Annotated in this window: 23 protein-coding genes; 13 read left to right on the forward strand and 10 right to left on the reverse strand. The window is 33.6% G+C overall.

What is annotated here, in order from left to right; all coding sequences use genetic code 11:
- Positions 1-26 precede the first annotated feature (26 nt).
- Positions 27-605, forward strand: coding sequence for a YdeI/OmpD-associated family protein (locus tag B4N66_RS15550; RefSeq protein ID WP_291096056.1), 579 nt, complete (start codon positions 27-29; stop codon positions 603-605).
- On the opposite strand, the gene yajC is transcribed toward B4N66_RS15550, so the two are convergent.
- The 4 genes from yajC to B4N66_RS15570 form a co-directional block, all read right to left on the reverse strand.
- Complete coding sequence (gene yajC, locus B4N66_RS15555; RefSeq protein WP_112086370.1) at positions 606-881, reverse strand: preprotein translocase subunit YajC; 276 nt, start codon at positions 879-881, stop codon at positions 606-608.
- Between the two features lies 1 nt (position 882).
- The gene (locus tag B4N66_RS15560) at positions 883-1446 is read right to left on the reverse strand and encodes a DUF1573 domain-containing protein (protein WP_291096058.1); all 564 of its coding nucleotides are present in this window, start codon (positions 1444-1446) and stop codon (positions 883-885) included.
- Between the two features lie 19 nt (positions 1447-1465).
- Positions 1466-2377 carry a transcription antitermination factor NusB gene (gene nusB, locus B4N66_RS15565; RefSeq protein ID WP_291096172.1) on the reverse strand — a complete coding sequence of 304 codons (912 nt, stop codon included), beginning with the start codon at positions 2375-2377 and terminating at the stop codon, positions 1466-1468.
- A 107-nt stretch (positions 2378-2484) separates the two neighbouring features.
- Entirely contained in the window at positions 2485-3588 is a 1104-nt protein-coding gene (locus B4N66_RS15570) for a Glu/Leu/Phe/Val family dehydrogenase (protein ID WP_291096060.1), read from the reverse strand.
- A 202-nt stretch (positions 3589-3790) separates the two neighbouring features.
- Here B4N66_RS15570 and B4N66_RS15575 point away from each other — a divergent pair, with 202 nt between their 5' ends.
- A complete protein-coding gene (locus B4N66_RS15575; protein ID WP_291096062.1) occupies positions 3791-5551 on the forward strand; it encodes an ABC transporter ATP-binding protein in 1761 nt (586 codons plus the stop codon).
- Positions 5552-5621: 70 nt separating this feature from the next.
- A complete protein-coding gene (locus B4N66_RS15580) occupies positions 5622-5999 on the forward strand; it encodes a PUR family DNA/RNA-binding protein (RefSeq protein ID WP_291096063.1) in 378 nt (125 codons plus the stop codon).
- A gap of 30 nt (positions 6000-6029) precedes the next feature.
- Here the strand turns inward: B4N66_RS15580 and B4N66_RS15585 are convergent, their stop codons facing one another.
- On the reverse strand, positions 6030-6362 hold the full coding sequence (locus B4N66_RS15585) for a tRNA-binding protein (RefSeq protein WP_291096065.1): 333 nt from the start codon (positions 6360-6362) through the stop codon (positions 6030-6032).
- Between the two features lie 95 nt (positions 6363-6457).
- On the opposite strand from B4N66_RS15585, the gene B4N66_RS15590 reads away from it, so the two are divergent.
- The 3 genes from B4N66_RS15590 to B4N66_RS15600 are packed head-to-tail and all read left to right on the forward strand — an operon-like array spanning position 6458 to position 9710.
- Positions 6458-7015 (forward strand): thioredoxin family protein, encoded by a 558-nt coding sequence (locus B4N66_RS15590; protein WP_291096067.1) that lies wholly within the window; start codon positions 6458-6460, stop codon positions 7013-7015.
- Positions 7016-8431 carry a glycogen synthase gene (locus B4N66_RS15595; protein WP_291096069.1) on the forward strand — a complete coding sequence of 472 codons (1416 nt, stop codon included), beginning with the start codon at positions 7016-7018 and terminating at the stop codon, positions 8429-8431.
- A gap of 4 nt (positions 8432-8435) precedes the next feature.
- Complete coding sequence (locus tag B4N66_RS15600; RefSeq protein ID WP_414654164.1) at positions 8436-9710, forward strand: glucose-1-phosphate adenylyltransferase; 1275 nt, start codon at positions 8436-8438, stop codon at positions 9708-9710.
- A gap of 78 nt (positions 9711-9788) precedes the next feature.
- Here the strand turns inward: B4N66_RS15600 and B4N66_RS15605 are convergent, their stop codons facing one another.
- Positions 9789-11060, reverse strand: coding sequence for a dicarboxylate/amino acid:cation symporter (locus tag B4N66_RS15605; protein ID WP_291096071.1), 1272 nt, complete (start codon positions 11058-11060; stop codon positions 9789-9791).
- Positions 11057-12127, reverse strand: a complete 1071-nt coding sequence (gene aroC / locus B4N66_RS15610; RefSeq protein ID WP_291096175.1) for a chorismate synthase — start codon at positions 12125-12127, stop codon at positions 11057-11059. Before aroC ends, B4N66_RS15605 begins: the two co-directional genes overlap by 4 nt.
- A 160-nt stretch (positions 12128-12287) precedes the next feature.
- On the opposite strand from aroC, the gene B4N66_RS15615 reads away from it, so the two are divergent.
- Together B4N66_RS15615 and B4N66_RS15620 are read left to right on the forward strand one after the other, a co-directional pair.
- Positions 12288-13118: a UDP-2,3-diacylglucosamine diphosphatase gene (locus B4N66_RS15615; RefSeq protein WP_291096073.1), complete on the forward strand. Its 831-nt coding sequence runs from the start codon at positions 12288-12290 to the stop codon at positions 13116-13118.
- Between the two features lie 99 nt (positions 13119-13217).
- Entirely contained in the window at positions 13218-13718 is a 501-nt protein-coding gene (locus B4N66_RS15620) for a hypothetical protein (RefSeq protein ID WP_291096075.1), read from the forward strand.
- Positions 13719-13757: 39 nt separating this feature from the next.
- Here B4N66_RS15620 and B4N66_RS15625 read toward each other — a convergent pair whose 3' ends face one another.
- The 3 genes from B4N66_RS15625 to B4N66_RS15635 form a co-directional block, all read right to left on the reverse strand.
- Positions 13758-14180 (reverse strand): protease complex subunit PrcB family protein, encoded by a 423-nt coding sequence (locus B4N66_RS15625; protein ID WP_291096077.1) that lies wholly within the window; start codon positions 14178-14180, stop codon positions 13758-13760.
- A 1-nt stretch (position 14181) separates the two neighbouring features.
- Positions 14182-15327, reverse strand: coding sequence for an N-acetyl-alpha-D-glucosaminyl L-malate synthase BshA (gene bshA / locus B4N66_RS15630; protein ID WP_291096079.1), 1146 nt, complete (start codon positions 15325-15327; stop codon positions 14182-14184).
- Between the two features lie 83 nt (positions 15328-15410).
- Positions 15411-15872, reverse strand: coding sequence for an Lrp/AsnC family transcriptional regulator (locus B4N66_RS15635; protein WP_291096080.1), 462 nt, complete (start codon positions 15870-15872; stop codon positions 15411-15413).
- Positions 15873-16040: 168 nt separating this feature from the next.
- Here B4N66_RS15635 and B4N66_RS15640 point away from each other — a divergent pair, with 168 nt between their 5' ends.
- The 5 genes from B4N66_RS15640 to B4N66_RS15660 all read left to right on the forward strand — a co-directional run bounded on the left by B4N66_RS15640 (position 16041) and on the right by B4N66_RS15660 (position 20369).
- Positions 16041-17267 carry an aminotransferase class I/II-fold pyridoxal phosphate-dependent enzyme gene (locus tag B4N66_RS15640; protein WP_291096082.1) on the forward strand — a complete coding sequence of 409 codons (1227 nt, stop codon included), beginning with the start codon at positions 16041-16043 and terminating at the stop codon, positions 17265-17267.
- A gap of 91 nt (positions 17268-17358) precedes the next feature.
- On the forward strand, positions 17359-18840 hold the full coding sequence (nhaC, locus tag B4N66_RS15645; RefSeq protein WP_291096084.1) for a Na+/H+ antiporter NhaC: 1482 nt from the start codon (positions 17359-17361) through the stop codon (positions 18838-18840).
- A gap of 283 nt (positions 18841-19123) precedes the next feature.
- Positions 19124-19762, forward strand: coding sequence for a peroxiredoxin (locus B4N66_RS15650; protein ID WP_248434162.1), 639 nt, complete (start codon positions 19124-19126; stop codon positions 19760-19762).
- Between the two features lie 35 nt (positions 19763-19797).
- Complete coding sequence (locus tag B4N66_RS15655) at positions 19798-20112, forward strand: thioredoxin family protein (protein ID WP_291096086.1); 315 nt, start codon at positions 19798-19800, stop codon at positions 20110-20112.
- Entirely contained in the window at positions 20112-20369 is a 258-nt protein-coding gene (locus B4N66_RS15660) for a DUF6952 family protein (protein ID WP_248434164.1), read from the forward strand. Before B4N66_RS15655 ends, B4N66_RS15660 begins: the two co-directional genes overlap by 1 nt.
- Positions 20370-20467: the final 98 nt, after the last annotated feature.

Here is a 20467-nt window from a genome sequence, read left to right on the forward strand (position 1 = left end):
ATCAGCGGCTATTTTATTTTATAATTATGGAAGACAAAAAAACTTGGAACAGAAATCAGAAATGGCTTGAAGAAATTGAACTTTTAAAATCGATTATAGTCAAAACCGATTTAGTTGAAACCACCAAATGGGGCGGAATTGTTTATACTTGGAATAACCGCAACATCATTGGAATTGGAGGGTTTAAAGACTATTTCACGATTTGGTTTTTTAATGGAGTCTTTCTTTCAGATGAAAAAAATGTGTTGGTAAATGCCGGAGAAGGAGTTACCAAAGGATTACGACAATGGCGATTTACTTCAAAAGAAGAAGTGAACGAAAAATTAGTTCTTCACTACGTGAAACAAGCCATAGAAAATGAAAAAAATGGATTATCAATTAAACCGGAGAAGAAAGAAGTAAAACCATCTGATTTTTTTCTTTCAAAGTTGAATGAAGATAAGAATTTAGTAGAAAAATTCAATGCTTTTTCACCCTTTAAACAAAAAGAATTTATAGAATACATTGATTCTGCCAAACAGGAAAAAACAAAACTTGACCGTTTTGAAAAAATAAAACCGATGCTTTTGGCAAACATCGGTTTAAATGATAAGTATCGAAAATAATTATTTCTTTTCTACTAATTTGGCACTCATTTCCATAGAAATAGCTGAGCGTTCCATTTTTAATTTTCCGGACATTGTTTCAATCACAACTGTACCTTCAGATACTTCAGCAATTTTTCCATGAAGTCCACTTTTGGTGATAATTCTATCGCCTACTTTTAAATTACTTTCAAATTCTTTTTCTTGTTTTGCACGTTTTTGTTGCGGTCTGATCATAAAAAAATAAATGACCACAAACATTAATAAAAACGGTAATAACGACTGAATATTTTCCATATTATTGATTAGTTACTGCAGGGGTTTCTGCTTTTGGTTTTGGTGTTACGTTTGCTTTGATGGTTAAAACATCTTTTCCGGACGCTGTATTGGCTGTGATATTGACGGATTTTTGTTGCATTCCGGGTTTTCCGTTACTGTCGAAAGAAACTTTCATTTTTCCTGTTTTACCTGGTTTAATTGGTTCTTTCGGAAATTCAGGAACAGTACAACCACATGATCCTGAAGCATTGGCAATAATTAAGTCGGCTTCTCCTGTGTTAGTAAAAGTAAAAGTTGTTTCCACTTTAGCACCTTCACTAATTACACCAAAATCATGTTCTTTTTTGTTGAACGTCATGGCCGGATATTTTCCATCTGCCGGCGGTGGAGTTACTGAATTTGCTTCCGGATTTGTATTTTGTTTAACCGGATTTTCTTGTGTTGGTGTTGCTTGTGGATTTCCAACATATTCATTGATTGGAATATCTTTACTGTTTGGATCGATTTTAGAAAGTGCATCTTCTTTTTTACAAGAAAGTAATGATGCAAAAACAAACATAGCAAAAATTGATTTTCTTAACATAGTTAGTTGAATTTAAAAATTACATTAAACCTCTACCGGTTTTCTTTAATTTATCTGCTTTTTGGAAGTCTTTGACTAAGTTGTCTAAAACTCCGTTTATAAAAATACTGCTTTTTGGTGTGGCATATTCTTTGGCTATTTCCAAATACTCGTTGATGGTTACTTTCACCGGAATAGAAGGAAATCTTAAAAACTCACAAATAGCCATTTTCAACATGATAGTATCTACTTCAGAAATACGATCCGGATCCCAATTAGGAGTTCGGTCGATGTATTCTTTGGCCAATTCATTTTCATTTAAAACTGTTTTTCTAAACAAATCGCGTGCAAAATCTTTGTCTTCGGCATCTTTATACAGTGGTAAAACGGCAAAGGATTTTTCAACACCTTCCTCCATGTGTTTCAATTGCTTCAGAATCATTGTGTTGACCAACGGAATATCATCTACCCAAGTGAGTTTATAATCTTCTAAATAATCATACAATTTTTCGTTAGAAGCAACTAATTCAGTGAACATATCTGCCAAGAATTTTTTGTCGTTTTCAAAAGAATCTGTCTTGTCGGACAAATAATTTTGATAAAGCAAACTCTTTTTGATGTCTTCCAATAGAATCAAAATAAGGTCATCATTCTGACTCCAATTGTTGATTTTTCGTTTTTCTAATGCAATGGAAAGCGAATTATTTTCTTCCAAAGCAAGTAAGACACGATTTGAAATAAATTTTCTGTTTGGCTTTAAGTCCTTTTCTGTTGCTAAATGTTTTTTGGAAGCTTTCTCCAAAAAATCTTCTTCTTTTTTTCTGATTTCAACTAAAGCAGAAACCACAATCAAATATAAATCCTGAATACTTTCGATACTTGCGAATAAGAATTTTTCTTCTTTTTCCAATTGATCAGAACCGCTTTGATGCATTGCATAAATGGTTTGCAATACTTTTACCCGAATATGTCTCCTGTTTAACACGTTGTAAGAACTTTTTAAAAAATTAGTGACGCCCCGTAGGACGTCACAAAAATAGTATTATTTATCGGAAAAAATTATTTCCCGCTTTCTTTTTTACGTTGATTTATTCTATTTTGAGCAATTGTTAAAGCTGCTTGATGTGTTGTGATATTGTTTTTCACAGCATAATCAAAGATTTCCAACGTAGTGTTATAAATATTTTCTGTTCTTCTCATTGCTTCTGCTTTGTCATAATGTTCAATTTCTGCATAAACATTTATGATTCCTCCTGCGTTGATTAAGAAATCAGGAGCATACAAAATACCTCTTTCTTGAAGAATTTTTCCGTGAATATTTTCATTCGCCAACTGATTATTTGCCGCACCTGCTACAATGGAAGCATTCAATTTATAAACTGTATCATCATTAATGGTTGCACCTAACGCACATGGAGCATAAATATCAACATCGGCTGCATATAGATCAGAACCATTGAAAACTTTTGCACCATAATGAGCACCAACTTCGTTTAAACGAGCTTCATTTATATCAGAAATGGTTACAATAGCTCCTTCTTTTGTTAAATAATCAACTAAAGTTTCGCCAACATGGCCAATTCCTTGCACCAATACTTTGATTCCTGCTAATGATTCTGAACCAAATTTATATTTAGCAGCTGCTTTCATTCCCATATAAACTCCAAACGCAGTTACTGGCGAAGGGTTTCCTGATCCGCCTCTTGCTTCAGAAATTCCGGTTACGTGAGGTGTTACATCTCTCACAGTATCCATATCTTCCGTTTGCATTCCTACATCTTCGGCGGTGATATATTTTCCGCTTAATGAATGTACGAATTCACCAAACTTTCGCATTAATTCAGGCGTTTTTTGCGTTTTAGCATCGCCAATAATTACTGCTTTTCCTCCACCAAGGTTTAAACCAGTGATAGCAGATTTAAAAGTCATTCCGCGTGATAAACGTAAAACATCGTTCAAAGCTTCCCATTCATTGGTGTAGTTCCACATTCTTGTTCCACCCAATGCTGGTCCTAAAACTGTGTTATGAATTCCAATTATTGCCTTTAAACCAGTATCTTTGTCATTGCAAAAAACAATTTGCTCATGATTATCAAAGGATACTTGTCCAAAAACCGGATCCATTTTTTGAAGTTCTTTAGGAGTTGTTACTTCAGCTATCATAGTTGAATATTTAATTGGTAAAATTATGACTTTGTCAAAAAGACATAACAAAAGTAGCACTAAAATCAAAAGAACGCAATAAAATTTAATAATTTTAGCAATCTGTTAATAACAACCGCCATTTGAAGACAATCTTAAAATAACATAATTCGCAATTTTTTAACATTTTTTAATCCATAGCCTCTCATCCGAATTAAATAACATGAAAGAACTACATTATTTAAATAAATATTTCATTAAATATAGATACCGTTTTTTGTTAGGTATTATCATTACAATTGTTGCACAAATATTCTCACTATTTATTCCAAAACTGGTTAGTAAATCGATGAATATCATTGATGCCTATATTAAAAATCCAATAAGCGACACCAGTATAATCAAAAAAGAACTTCTCATTAGTTTAGGATTAATTATTGGAGCAACTGTAATTGCAGGGTTTTTAACGTTTTTAATGCGACAAACATTGATAGTAATGTCTCGTCATGTTGAATTCGACTTAAAGAATGAAGTTTTTCAACAATACGAACGCTTATCGCAAAGTTTTTATAAAAGAAACCGAACAGGAGATTTGATGAATCGCATTTCGGAAGATGTTGGAAAAGTTCGCATGTATGTTGGCCCAGCCGTTATGTACACCATTAATACCTTCATCCGTTTTGCCATTGTAATCATATATATGTATAATGTTTCGCCAAAACTGACCTTGTACACGATTCTTCCTTTGCCGCTTCTCTCCTATTTCATTTTTAAATTGAGTGTTGAAATCAATAACAGAAGTCGCATTTATCAAGAAAATCTATCTACACTTTCCAGTTTTTCACAGGAAATGTTTTCCGGAATTAGAGTAATAAAAGCTTATGCTTTGGAAGGACAAAACAAAAAAGAATTCAACGGTTTAGCACAAGAAAGTCGTGATAAGAATATGAGTTTGGCATTAGTAAATTCATTATTTGGACCGTTAATGATTTTGTTGATTGGATTGAGTAATTTAGTTGTGATTTATTTTGGTGGGATGATGTATGTGGACGGAACCATTGAAAACATTGGAACTATAGCGGAATTTATTTTGTATGTCAACATGCTCACCTGGCCAGTTGCTTCTATCGGATGGGTTTCTTCATTGGTTCAGGAAGCCGAAGCCTCTCAAAAACGTATCAATGAATTTTTAAAAATTGAACCGGAAATTAAAAACCATAATCCAAATAACGATACGATTCAAGGCTCAATTGCTTTTAAAAATGTGAGTTTTACGTATGAAGACACCAATATTCAGGCTTTAAAAGATATTTCATTTGAAGTAAAAAAAGGAGAAACTTTAGCTATTTTAGGAAAAACAGGTTCAGGAAAATCGACAATTCTTTCTTTGATTTGCAGATTATATGATGTAGAAAACGGTTCGATTACTATGGATGGAAAAAAATTGGCTACTCTCAACCTGCACGATTTACGAAATAGTATCGGAATTGTTCCTCAAGATGCTTTTTTGTTTTCGGATAGTATTAAAAATAATATTAAATTCGGAAAAGAAGATGCTACAGACGAAGAAGTGGTTGAAGCGGCTAAACAAGCTATTGTTCATGACAATATCATCAACTTTAAAAATCAATATGATACTGTTTTAGGCGAAAGAGGAATCACACTTTCCGGCGGACAAAAACAACGTGTTTCCATCGCTAGAGCAATCATAAAAGATCCTGAAATTTTACTTTTTGATGATTGCTTATCAGCCGTTGATACAGAAACAGAAGAACAAATTCTGAATAACTTATTTGAAATTTGTAAAAATAAAACTACATTAATTGTCAGCCATCGAGTTTCATCAGCTAAAAATGTAGATAAAATTATCATCTTAGAAGAAGGAGAAATTATACAACAAGGCACTCATTTTCAATTATTAAATCAAGAAGGTTATTATAAGGAATTGTATTTGAAACAACTTTCTGAAAAAGAATTGTCGTAATTTTTTGATAATTCAATTATTTTTTAGATTTTTGGTTACTACTTACAACACTAAATTTGACAGAAAGATTATGAGAGAAAACGAAATGTTAGAAAAAGACGAAATTTTTTCTAAAGTTTTAAGAGCAGGCAGAAGAACCTATTTCTTCGATGTTAGAGCAACCAAAGCAGACGACTATTACATTACCATCACAGAAAGTAAAAAATTTACAGAAGAAGATGGTTCCTTCCACTTTAAAAAACACAAAATTTATTTATACAAAGAAGATTTTGTTGCCTTTAAAGAAATTCTAGACGATATGACTGCCTATGTTTTAGACCATAAAGGCGAAGAAGTTATTTCAGAAAGACATCAAAAAGATTTCAAAAAAGAATATGCTTCAGAAACAGTTGAAAGTGAAGATGCTCCAAAAGCGAGTTTTACCGACATTGATTTTGATGATATTTAAAACTTAAATCCCTTTTCGAAGGGATTTTTTTTATCCAATTCGCAAACCGTTTGCTACTTTTTGATCGGATGATAAAAGTACAATATCATTGTCCTCACCCACCGAACCAAGCACCAAACATTCACTCATGAATTTCCCGATTTGCTTTTTGGGAAAGTTCACAACGGCCACAATTTGCTTTCCTATTAGTTCTTCTTTATTATATCGTTTCGTGATTTGAGCAGATGTTTTTCTAATTCCAATTTCATTACCGAAATCAATTGTTAATTGATACGCCGGCTTTCGAGCTTCAGGAAAATCATTTACTTCTAAAATAGTTCCAATTCGCATTTCTACCTTTTCAAATTCTTCCCAACTCAACATAATAATTTATTCTTAAAAATTTAAACTCAAAAATAAGAATATCAATCTAAAAATTCTTAACTTTAAGCATTAACTTAAAAAAATTATCCGCAGTAATGGCAAGAACAGAATCAAGCATGATTTCTTTAGGAACTTTAGCTCCAAATTTTCATTTAAAAGACACCAATTCCAATGATTTTTTTACGTTTTCAGATTGCAAAGGCGAAAAAGGAACGTTAGTTTTTTTTATATGTAATCATTGTCCGTTTGTACATCACGTTATTGATGAAATTATTTTGGTTGCTAATGATTACCGTGTGCAAGGTATCGGAATTGTAGCCATTTCGAGCAATGATGTTGAACAATATCCAGAAGATAGTCCGCAATTAATGACTGAATTTGCTTTTGAAAACAAGTTTGAATTTCCCTATTTATATGATGAAACACAAGAAGTTGCCAAATCTTTCGGAGCAGCTTGCACGCCCGATTTCTTTCTTTATGATAATCAGGACAAATTGGTTTATCGTGGACAATTAGATGATTCTCGTCCAGGAAACGGCATTCCACTCAGCGGAAGCGATTTACGAGGAGCGATTGATAGCGTTTTGTACAACAGAACCGTCAACCCAAATCAAAAACCAAGTATCGGTTGTAATATTAAATGGAAAAAATAAATGGAAATTATTCATATTAGTGCAGAATGTTATCCGGTAGCAAAAGTGGGCGGTTTAGCCGATGTGGTTGGAGCATTACCAAAATATTTAAACAAGTTAGGTCAACATGCAAAAGTGGTTGTACCTGGTTATGATAATAAATTTACAAATGAAAACGAATTTGAAACTATTCATCAAGGTCTATTGCGATTGGGATGGTTTCAATTTTCATATACAATTCTAAAAGAAAAAACCAATAAACTAGGATTTGAGTTATATTTGATAGCCATTCCTGAATTATTTGATCGTCCCAATGTATATTCTTATCAAGATGACACTGAGCGTTTCACTGCTTTTCAAGTTGCTTTCTTGAATTGGCTAACCGAAACCAATCAAGTTCCTGATATAATTCATTGCCACGATCATCACACCGGATTGATTCCGTTTATGATGTCGCACGCACCGATTTATCAACATTTGAATCGAGTTCCAACGGTTTTAACTATTCATAACGGACAATACCAAGGGTGGTTTGGTTTTGATAAATTACACTATTTACCGCAAGTAAGCTCGTCGCGTTTAGGATTTTTAGAATGGAACGGAATCATCAATCCGCTTGCTTCAGCCATAAAATGTGCTTGGAAAGTAACCACTGTTTCACCAAGTTATTTAGATGAAATGAGCGAAAAAGCCAATGGATTAGAAAATTTATTGCGATTTGAACGACCAAAAAGCCTCGGAATTTTAAACGGAATTGACAACGAAGTTTGGAATCCGAAAACCGATGAAATGCTCGAATCTAATTATGATGTAAAAACCTTAAAAGTCGGAAAAGAGAAGAATAAGAAATTTTTATGCGAACAATTTAATTTAGACCCAACCAAACCACTTTTCACATTTATTGGAAGATTAGTTGGCGAAAAAGGTGCCGATTTATTACCTGAAATTTGCAGCATTGCTTTGAGCCGAAATCCCAACGAAATTAACATCCTAATTTTAGGTTCAGGTGATACAAATGTGGAAAATAGTTTGACGCAGTTAACCCATTTTTACAGCGGAAATTATAATGCTTATATCGGCTACAACGAAAAATTAGCTCACATAATTTATGCCGGAGCAGATTATTTATTGATGCCGTCTCGCGTTGAACCGTGTGGATTAAATCAATTGTATGCGTTGCGATACGGCACAATTCCGATTGTAAGAAGAACCGGCGGTTTAAAAGATACTGTACTTGATATTGGCGACGGCGGGTTTGGAATTTGTCATGATCATACGAGTGTTTTTGATGTAAATCATTCCGTTACGAGAGCAATAGATTTGTATAACGACACGAAACTTTTTGACTCAACCAGAAAAACAATCATGCAAATTGACCACTCGTGGGAAAAAGTTGCACAAGAATATATAGATGTTTATCAATCATTAAAAAATTAACCACATGAAAAAAGAAGTATTAGCCATCATTTTAGGAGGAGGACAAGGCTCCCGATTGTATCCGCTAACCGAAAGTCGATCAAAACCAGCCGTTCCGATAGCGGGAAAATATCGTTTGGTAGATATTCCAATCTCAAACTGTATCAATTCAGATATTAAACGAATGTTTGTATTGACTCAATTTAACTCGGCTTCCTTAAATCAACACATCAAAAACACCTACCATTTCAGTTATTTTAGTTCAGCATTTGTTGATATTTTAGCTGCTGAACAAACCCCCGACAATCCAACGTGGTTTCAGGGTACGGCTGATGCGGTTCGTCAATGTATGCAACACTTTTTGAATCATGAGTTTGATTATGCTTTAATTTTGTCAGGTGATCAATTGTATCAAATGGATTTTAATCAAATGATTGATGCTCATCAAAAAAGTGGTGCTTCTATCACTATTGCCACACTTCCTGTTTCGGCAAAAGAAGCTCCGGAATTTGGAATTTTAAAAACAGATGAAAATAGTTTTATTTCTTCTTTTATAGAAAAACCTTCAGCAGAATTGTTACCACAATGGACTTCTGATGTGAGTGATGAAATGAAAAATGAAGGAAGACATTATTTAGCTTCGATGGGAATTTACATCTTCAATCGTGATTTATTAATTGATTTGATGAAGAATCCTGACACGAAAGATTTCGGGAAAGAAATTATTCCGCAAGCCATTGGAAATCAACGAATATTAAGTTATCAATACGAAGGATATTGGACAGATATTGGAAATATCGATTCGTTTTTTGAAGCCAATTTAGGTTTAACCGATGATATTCCGAAATTCAATTTATTTGATAACAATAGTAAGATTTACACTCGTGCAAGGGTTTTACCACCTGGAAAAACACTAGGAAAAACAACGATTGAAAAATCGATTGTAGCCGAAGGTTGTATTTTGAATTCAGCCATTATCGAACATTCCGTTATTGGAATTCGTGCTCGTGTGGATGAAGATACCATCATCAAAAATTCTTATGTAATGGGTAGTGATTACTATCAAAATTTAGATGAATTAAACCAAAATATTGCCCATAATGTCAAAAATATCGGTATAGGAAAGCGTTGCTACATCAACAACACCATCGTAGATAAAAATTGTAGAATTGGTAACGATGTTTACTTAAACGGAGGAAAACATTTAAAAGATAGCAACACACCTTTATATACTATCAAAGAAGGAATTATTGTTGTGAAAAAAGGTGCGGTTTTACCGGATGGCTTTAGAATAGAATAAGAATCTGATAAAAATTAAAAAAGGTTTGTTGATTAAATCCCAACAAACCTTTTTTAGTTATTTAAAATTGAAAAAAAATTAATCATCAACATCATGCAGTTTTCCAACAGATTTTGCGACTACCGTTGCAACTGTTGCATCACTAGTTACATTTACAACAGTTCTACACATATCAAGCGGTCTGTCTATCGCAAAAATTAAGGCTAAACCAGCTTCCGGAATTCCGGCTTGACCTAAAACAATTACTAGCATCACCATTCCCGCACTAGGAACTGCAGCGGAACCAATGGATGCCAAAGTGGCTGTAACCACAATCATTAGTTGCGTTTGTAAATCCAACGGAATTCCCATTGCTTGTGCAATAAATACCGCAGCAACAGCTTGATATAAGCTGGTTCCATCCATGTTTACGGTTGCTCCCAAAGGTAAAACAAAGCTTGAAACTTCTTCATCAACACCAACATGTTCAGTGACTCTTTCCATCGTAACAGGCAAAGTTGCTGCACTTGAACTTGTTGAAAAAGCTAACAATTGAGCCGGAGAAATAGCTTTAAAAAATTTAACCGGAGAGTATTTTGCCAAAACGATTAACAAAGTTGGATATAAAACAAAAACCATTACCGAGAGTCCAATTACAACTGTTAACGCGTAAATCAAAAGTGCATTAAGAGTAGAAAAATCAGGTATTTCTACCATCAAAGCAGCCATTAAGGCAAAAACACCAATTGGAGCTCCGAGCATTATGATGTCAATTATTTTTAAAATCACATCATTCAAACCTTTAAAAAAATCGACAACAGGTTTGGCCTTATTTTCGTCAATTAATATTAAGCCGATTCCAAGTAAAATAACAAAAAGAATGACTTGCAACATTGAAGCATTGTCCGTCATTGCCATAAAAAAGTTTTCGGGTACAACATCAACCAAAGGTTGTAAAGGTCCACTATTTTTGGCTTTTTCGGCTAATTCGATTTTTTGAGCAGCATCACCTGCAAAGCTTTCTAACAAACTTTTACGTGATTCATCGTTGATATAATCGCCAGGTCTAATTAAATTAGCTAAAACTAATCCAATAGAAACTGCACATACTGTTGAAAACAAATACAAAGCAACTGTTCTTCCACCAAGTTTAGATAGTTTCGCTATATCTTTTAGGTCAGAAAGTCCAACAATCAATGAAACTACTATTAATGGAACAGCAATCATTTTTAATAAATTGATAAAAATTGTTCCGAAAGGCTTTACCCAATCTACTACAATTTCTCTTAGTTCCAGATTTTTCATCAGATACCCAAAAACTAATCCGAGAATCATTCCGATAAGAATCTTCCAATGTAAAGCTAATTTCATAGTTGTTTTTTGTATGTTTTTTGTAATAAGTAAAAATCGGCTAAAACTATCGCTGCCATGGCTTCCACAATAGGAACAGCTCTTGGAACAACACAAGGATCATGACGTCCTTTTCCTTCTAAATCAACAGAATTACCTTCCTTATCAATTGTTGTTTGCTTTTGCATAATTGTAGCAACGGGTTTGAATGCAACTCTGAAATAAATATCCATTCCGTTTGAAATTCCGCCTTGAATTCCGCCTGATAAATTGGATTGAGTAGTTCCGTCTTCGTTAAACAAATCATTGTGCTCGCTTCCTCGCATTCTTGCTCCACAAAAACCGCTACCAAATTCAAATCCTTTCACGGCATTAATGGATAGCATGGCTTTTCCTAATTCGGCATGCAATTTATCAAAAACAGGTTCACCTAAACCAATTGGAACATTTTGAATTACACACGTTATGGTTCCACCAATCGTATCACCTTCTTTTCGGATAGAACGAATTAATTCTTCCATTTTGGCTGCTGTAACTTCGTCCGGACAACGAACGGGATTACTTTCAATTTTTGAAAAATCTAAATCTTGATAGGGTTTATCAATAAAAATATCACCAACTGAAGAAACAAAAGCATTAATTTCTATATTAGAAAGCATTTGTTTTGCAATTGCTCCAGCCACTACTCTACTGGCCGTTTCGCGTGCAGAACTCCTTCCGCCACCGCGATAATCTCTGATTCCGTATTTTTTTTCATACGTAAAATCGGCATGACTTGGTCTAAAAGCGTCTTTAATATGACTGTAATCATCCGATTTTTGGTTCGTATTCGGAATGATAAAACCGATTGGTGTTCCGGTTGTCTTTCCTTCAAAAATTCCGGATAAAAACTGAACTTCGTCTGGTTCTTTTCGTTGCGTTACAATGGCTGATTGTCCGGGTTTTCGTCTAATCATTTCTTGTTGAATAGCATCAAAATCTATTGAAATTCCTGGAGGACAACCATCGATTATGCCTCCTAATGCTTCGCCGTGCGATTCTCCAAAAGTGGTGAGTCTGAATAAAGTTCCATAACTATTTCCTGCCATTGTGTGAAGATGTTTCAACAAAAATAAGTTTTTTCGATAAAAAAGTACCATTAAAATTAATTTGAATTCACATTAATATAATATGAATCTTTAATTCGTTAACTTTTAGATAAAGTAAACTTGAAAAAATGGGTGTTAATTTGCTAAACCTCATTTATGTATGCTTAAAAAGAGAAAAGTTGAAGTGGTTGTAATTTCCGATGTGCATCTCGGGACATTTGGTTGCCATGCAAAGGAATTATGTCATTATCTTTCCACTATTAAACCCAAAACTTTAATTTTAAACGGAGATATTATTGATATTTGGCAGTTTCGCAAATCCTATTTTCCAAAATCACATTTAAAAGTTATCAAAAAAATTATCGATTTGGCTTCAAAAGGAACTGAAGTATATTACATCACTGGAAATCATGATGAAATGCTTCGAAAATTCAGCGATACTAAAATAGGAAACTTTTCAATTGTAGATAAATTGGTTTTAGAATTAGATGAAAAAAAAGCATGGATTTTTCATGGTGATGTTTTTGATGCATCTGTGCAACATACAAAATGGATTGCCAAATTAGGAGGTTGGGGTTATGATTTATTGATAGTAGCCAATCGATTTGTGAATTGGATTCTGCAAAAAATGGGGAAAGAGCCCTATTCCTTCTCAAAAAAAATAAAAGCTAATGTAAAAGAAGCCATCAAATTCATATCAGACTTTGAACATACGGCATCCGAATTAGCAATCGAAAACAATTACGATTACGTGATTTGCGGACATATCCATGAACCAAAAATGACCAGAAAAGTCAATAAAAAAGGAACTACTTTCTATTTAAACTCAGGTGATTGGGTTGAGAATTTAACCGCTTTGGAATACAACAAAAAGCGATGGAAATTATACCGATACGATAAAGATTCTAACATGATTGAAGAAGATTTCTTTGAAATGGAAACCAAACTAAGCGAACAACTCATTGCGTCACTACTTTTTTCGAAAAAATAGTTTTATTTACATAATCTTCTGTTAACATACTTTAACTTGTTAAAATACGATTTTTAGAAATTGAGCGTTATATTTGTAGAAATATTAAATTAACATAAAATGAAAAAAGTACTTTTATCAGCCATTATGGTTTTCGGCTTTGTCTTGAGTACTAATGCTCAAGAAATCTCTAAGAATGCAATTGGTTTACGACTTGGTGACAATGATGGTTTTGGCGGTGAAATATCCTATCAAAGAGGGCTTTCAAAAAACAATCGCTTGGAATTTGATTTAGGCTGGCGTAACAGTAAGAATTGGGATGGTTACAAATTAGTTGGTCTTTATCAATGGGTTTGGAACATTGAAGGAGGATTTAATTGGTATGCCGGAGTTGGTGCCGGTGTAGGAAGCTGGAACCATAAATACGATGGACCGGGTAATAGTGACTACAAAGACAGTGGTACCTACGTTTTAGCTGCCGGAGACATTGGAATAGAATATAATTTTGATTTTCCGCTTTTATTATCTCTTGATTTTAGACCCGAATTATATGTCGGGGATGGATATCGAGACAGAAATTTTGGTCCGGATATCGCTTTAGGTGTTCGTTATCAATTCTAGAAATAAGTATACTAAAAACGTCCCAATTGGGACGTTTTTTTATTTTATAATGATATTCTTTTTTGAATTTATTTTCACAATTGAAAGCGGATAGGTCATTACCATAGTAGCCATTCCTTTGGGACCATTCTCTTTAATGGTTATTATAATGTCATTTTCGGTTTCTTCTATGTTTTCAATTGAAAAGGAATACCCTCCGGTATTTTTCTCACCCATATTCAACAATAAAAAATTACTTGTATTGATATCTGAGGGTTTGACTTTATTCTTCAAATCTGAATCATTCAACAACATTTTAAATTCTTTTTGCTCGGTAATAATTTCAAAAAAACGAAAATTGGCTCCACCCTGCTCTTCTTGCTTTAAAATTTCATAAAGTGGTGGTTTTTCATCAGTATTCTTTTGTGTTGAACACGAAAAAAGTAGCAAACAAATTCCGGTAATTGCAATGATTTTTTTCATCTTAGGAAATTGAATTAAATTGGTTTTGAATTGCTTTTTCGTAAACCGCCTCATACAAAGGAAGAATATTAGTTATATCAAATTGTTTTGCAGTTTCAAAAGCATTCGTTTTAAAAGTAGATAACGTTGAATCGTCTTGAATTATTTTAATTGCATTTGCCGCCATTGCATCAATATCGCCCACATCACTTAAATAACCGGAAATACCGTCGATATTAACTTCCGGCAAACCACCTGTATTACTTGAAATTACAGGAACATGTAATGCCATTGCTTCTAATGCCGCTAAACCAAAACTTTCGGTTTCGGATGGAAGCAGAAATAAATCAGTAAAACATAAAATCTTATCAATTTCGTTACTGTTTCCAAAAAAGATGACTTTGTTGGAAATTCCTAATTCTTCACATAACAATTCGGCTTTTTCTTTTTCCGGACCTTCGCCAACCATCATCAACTTGGAAGGAATTTGCTGTTGTATTTTATAAAATATCTTAATAATATCGGGAATTCGTTTTACTTTTCTGAAATTACTTATGTGGGTAATAATACGCTCTCCATCATTCGCCATGAGCGATCTATAACAAGGGGTCCCCTCTTCTACTTTTACTTTATTTATTTCGATAAAATTAGGAATGACTTCAATTTCTTTAGTAATAGCGAAATGTTTATACGTATCATCTTTTAAACTTTGGGAAACCGAAGTCACCACATCCGAATGATTTATGCTAAATGTCACCGCCGATTTATAGAAAGGATGTTTTCCAACTAACGTAATATCGGTTCCGTGCAAAGTCGTCACCATAGGAATATAAATGCCTTCTGCTTTCAACATTTGTTTGGCCATATAACCTGCATAAGCGTGTGGAATGGCATAATGCACGTGTAATAATTCAATTTTGTGCAGTTTCACCATATCTACCAACTTACTCGAAAGTGCCAATTCATACGGTTGATAATGAAACAACGGATACTCAGGTACATTTACTTCATGGTAATGCACATTTGGGTTTAACAACGCCAAACGAACCGGTTGTTTATAAGTTATAAAATGAATTTCGTGTCCGCGATGTGCGAGTTCTAAGCCTAATTCAGTGGCTACTACTCCACTTCCACCAAAGGTTGGGTAACAAACTATTGCAATTTTCATGTAAAAAAATTAGTCTAACAAAGTTACGTGCTTTACCTTTTTGTTTTGGTAAGAAATCGTTAAAAATTAAACTACTGATAAATTTAAATCAGTTCAAATTGTGTACTGTTTTTTAATTCGGAAATCATAAACGAACTGTGCGTACTGCCAATATGCTTTAAATTAGTGAGTTTGGTCACCATAAATTCGCGGTATTCTTCCATACTGCTCAAACAAACTTTCAGGATGTAATCATAATCGCCACTTACGTGAAAACATTCTAAAACTTCTTGAAGTTGAACCACTTCATTTTCAAAAGTATTCAAATATTCTTTGGTATGTTGTACCAATTTGATATGACAAAAAACCACAAAACTTTTGTTTATTTTTGAACGATTTAAAAGTGCTACATAATTTTCAATGATTCCTTCACGTTCTAATTTTTTGATTCTTTCGTAAACCGCAGTTACAGAAAGATTCAATTTCATTGAAAGTTCTTTTGTTGTTTTTTTGCTATCAGCTTGCAAAAGCATCAATAATTTTTTGTCGATTAAATCTAAACTCATCTTATCTAATTTTATATTTTCTAATTCATTTACTTTATTATATCAAAAATAATAATAAAATCTAAATAACTTGCATTAAATAGATAAATAATCTAAATTCTATTGTTAAGGTTGATTTTTTTACTATTAATCTATTCATTTGTACTATTAATAGTATAATGAAAAAATATGAAAAGCAATCAATTTAATCCGGCCGATCAAATTCAAGACTTACAATATTTTGGAGAATTCGGTGGTGTAAATCCGTCAATTTCCGATAGTTCAACCTATACATTTCTCTCTGCCAAAACAATGTTTGATACGTTTGAAGGAAATGCCGAAGGTTGCTATCTCTATTCTCGCCATTCTTCGCCAATGAATTTATATTTAGGTGAAGCCTTAGCTGCTATGGAAGGAACAGAAAGTGCCAATGTTGCCGCTTCCGGAATGGGTGCAATTACACCGGTTTTAATGCAATTGTGTTCTGCCGGAGACGAAATCGTTTCAAGCAGAACAATCTACGGCGGAACGTATGCGTTTATGAAAAATATGTTACCAAAATGGAACATCAAAACTAACTTTGTTGACATTACAAAATTAGATGCAGTTGAGGCAGCTATCAATAACAATACCAAAGTGTTATATTGCGAAACCGTAAGTAATCCTTTATTAGAAGTCGCTGATATTGAAAGCTTAGCTAAATTGGCAAAAAAGCACAATATTAAATTGGTTGTTGATAATACTTTTTCGCCACTTTCAGTTGCTCCGGCAAAATTAGGTGCCGACGTGGTAATTCATAGTTTAACTAAATTCATCAACGGAAGTAGTGATACTGTTGGTGGCGTGGTTTGTGCTTCACAAGAATTTATCAATGATTTGAAAAATGTGAATAACGGAGCAAGTATGCTACTTGGGCCAACGATGGATAGTCTTCGTTCGGCGAGTATTTTAAAGAATTTGCGAACGCTTCATATTCGAATGAAACAACACAGTTACAACGCAAATTATTTGGCTGAAAAGTTCGAAAATGACGGTTTAAAAGTCGTTTATCCGGGTTTGAAAAGCCATCCGAGTCACGAAATTTATTCTAAAATGATTAACAAAGAATATGGTTTTGGTGGTATGATGACGGTTGATGTAGGTTCGCTGGACAAAGCCAACGAGTTGATGGAATTAATGCAAAACAGAAACTTAGGTTACTTAGCTGTAAGTTTAGGATTTTATAAAACGTTATTCAGTGCTCCGGGAACTTCTACTTCGTCTGAAATTCCGCTTGACGAACAAAAAGAAATGGGTTTAACTGATGGTTTGATTCGCTTTTCAATTGGTTTAGACAATGATATCGAACGAACGTATCAGATGATGAAATTGTGTATGAAAGAAATTGGCGTTTTAAAAGAACTTCAAGAAGCATAAAAAATATTTTAATCCGACTTTAGCGAGTCGGATTTTTTATTTTAAGATTAAATAATGATTTTTTTATATCTTGCATCCACAAACAAAATACATGGAAAGTCAAGACATCAAACCATTCGACCCAAAAAATGAAGAGCTAATTGAGAATAAAAATTTATCGCTTTTAGAAGCTCTCTTACCTATTTTTTTACTGATTGGAATTTTAGGGTATAATGTTTATGCTTACGGTGATAGTGCGACTTCAGGCCCAAATCAATTTGCTCTGATTATTGGAGCGGCTATTGCAGCTATTGTTGGTTTTAGAAATAAAGTTTCTTATTCTGCGATGATGGAAGACATTTCTAAAAACGTTAAATCAACTTCAGGAGCAATTCTAATTCTATTAATGGTTGGTGCTCTTTCTGGAACTTGGTTGTTGAGTGGCGTTATTCCAACGATGATTTACTACGGACTTCAAATCCTTCATCCTGCAATATTTCTTCCTGCTTGCGTGATTATTTGTTCTGTAATATCGATAGCTACCGGAAGTTCGTGGACAACATCTGCAACGGTAGGTATTGCCTTGATTGGTATAGGAAGCACCATTGGAATGCCTTTAGGTATGGTTGCCGGAGCAGTAGTTTCGGGAGCATATTTTGGTGATAAATTGTCTCCACTTTCAGACACAACCAATTTAGCACCAGCAATGGCGGGAACAGATTTGTTTACGCATATACGATATATGACTTTAACGACCGTTCCTACAATGGTACTTACTTTGATCATATTTATCTTTTTAGGTTTAGCTCAAACCACTAGTGGTGGCAGTGATACGGCTGAAACTTTAACTTCTATCAAAGAGACGTTCAACATTTCTCCCTGGTTATTTTTAGTTCCCGGAGTTGTTATTTTATTGATTATAAAGAAAACAGAACCATTAATTGCTTTGTTAATTGGAACGTTATTAGGTGGTCTTTTTGCATTGTTTTTTCAACCTGAACTAGTTGCTAAAATTGGCGGAAGTGATAAGCTCTCTTTTATTTCCGGCTATAAAGGTGTGATGAATGCCATTACCGTAGAAACTTCGATTGAAACGACAAACGAAATGCTTTCAAATCTTTTTTCTTCCAAAGGAATGAAAGGAATGTTAGGCACCATTTGGTTGATTCTTTGTGCGATGGTTTTTGGCGGTGTTATGGAAGCCATTGGAGCCTTAACAAGAATTACCGATTCTTTATTGAAACTTTTTCATACTACATTTGGATTATTTGCAAGTACAGTTGCTAGTTGTTTAGCATTGAACTTAACAGCTTCCGATCAGTATTTAGCTATTGTTGTTCCCGGAAAAATGTTTTCAAAAGCATATGCAGATAAAGGATTGGCACCTGAAAACTTAAGTAGAACTTTGGAAGATTCAGGAACGGTAACTTCCGTATTAATTCCATGGAATACATGTGGAGCTTATCAGGCAGGAGTTTTAGGTGTTTCAACTTGGGCCTATTTACCGTATGCTTTCTTCAACATCATTAGTCCATTTATGACTTTGTTGTTTGCTGCGTTTAACATTAAAATTAAACAATTAACTTCTAAATAAGGTTTGTCTATCATAAATCATAAAAACTGCTTTAATCGGCAGTTTTTTATTTTAATTTAACTTTAACAATTGTTAATTATACAATAGTTTAATAAGAAAATTACGAATACATAAATAAAAGCAAACTAAAATTGCACACTTGCAAGATTTAAACGCAATCCTCTGTCAGCATCAATAAAATCAATGGCTTCATTAAAATTTTGAATGACATTTATCATAGTTCACACCCGTTTAATAGCTTAAATTTGCATCAGAATTTAACAATTAAAAAAAATAAATAATTATGTCATTAGTAGGTAAAAAATTTCCAAACATTACAGTTGATGCAATTTCAGAAATGGGAGACAATTTGAGAATCAACGTGTTGGACGAAGCGGTTAAAAACAACAAAAAAGTGATCTTGTTTTGGTATCCAAAAGATTTCACCTTTGTTTGTCCAACTGAATTACACGCTTTTCAGACAGCTTTACCTGAATTTGAAAAAAGAAATACAATTGTAATTGGTGCTTCTTGCGATACAAATGAAGTACATTTTGCATGGTTAAATACAGCAAAAAATAATGGTGGAATTGAAGGTGTAACTTACCCTTTAATTGCAGATACAACAAGAAACTTATCTTCTGCTTTAGGAATTTTAGATATTGAAGCCGGAGAGTACAATGAAGATACTGAAACGTATTTAATTTCAGGATCAAACGTAACGTACAGAGCTACTTATTTAATTGATGAAACAGGAAAAATTTTCCACGAAAGTGTAAACGATATGCCGTTAGGAAGAAATGTAAACGAATATTTGCGTTTAATTGATGCTTATACGCACGTTCAAACCAAAGGTGAAGTTTGTCCTGCCAACTGGGAAGAAGGAAAAGAAGCAATGGCTGCTGACCGTTTAAGCACTGCTGCTTATTTAAGTCAAAACTAAAAATTCTGAATTCTAAACTCTAAATTCTAATTTCTATGTTAATCGATTTAACCGAAGATACACTTCAAGATTTAGTGAATCAAAACAACAAAGTAGTCGTTCAATATTCTGCTTCTTGGTGTGGAAATTGCCGTATAATGAAACCGAAATTTAAAAAATTAGCTTCAGAAAACGACGGAATTACATTTGTATTAGTTGATGCAGAAAATTCTCCTGAATCGAGAAAATTAGCCAATGTTTCCAACTTACCAACGTTTGCAACTTTCATAAATGGCGAATTAGTTAATCAAACCCAAACTAATAAAGCAGAAGTTTTAGCTGAATTAGTTTCAGAAATTTCAGCAAACTAATGAAACTACCCGTTATCAAACAGTTAACTCAATTTATTGAGGAAAACGATCAAGATTATCTCGTTGAAACCATCGAAGTTTTGGAAGCTTTAACCGAAGTTCCTTCACTAAAAGACGAAGAATTGGATGTAATTGGTGAATTAATTTCAAATATGTACGGAGCTCTTGAAGTGCACAAATCCATACAAAACGGAATGGAGAAAAAAGAGGCATTAAACAGTTTCATGCAACGGGTTTTGGGTTCAATAGACAAATAATTTCCATACAAATACCTATTAAAGACGCTTCTTTCGGGAAGCGTTTTTTTGTTGGTGGTATAAGAGAAACTTTATTAAATAATTCCTATTTTTGAAAT

Origin of the sequence: Flavobacterium sp. UBA2787 (assembly GCA_002352205.1) — a bacterium.
Taxonomy (GTDB): domain Bacteria; phylum Bacteroidota; class Bacteroidia; order Flavobacteriales; family Flavobacteriaceae; genus Flavobacterium.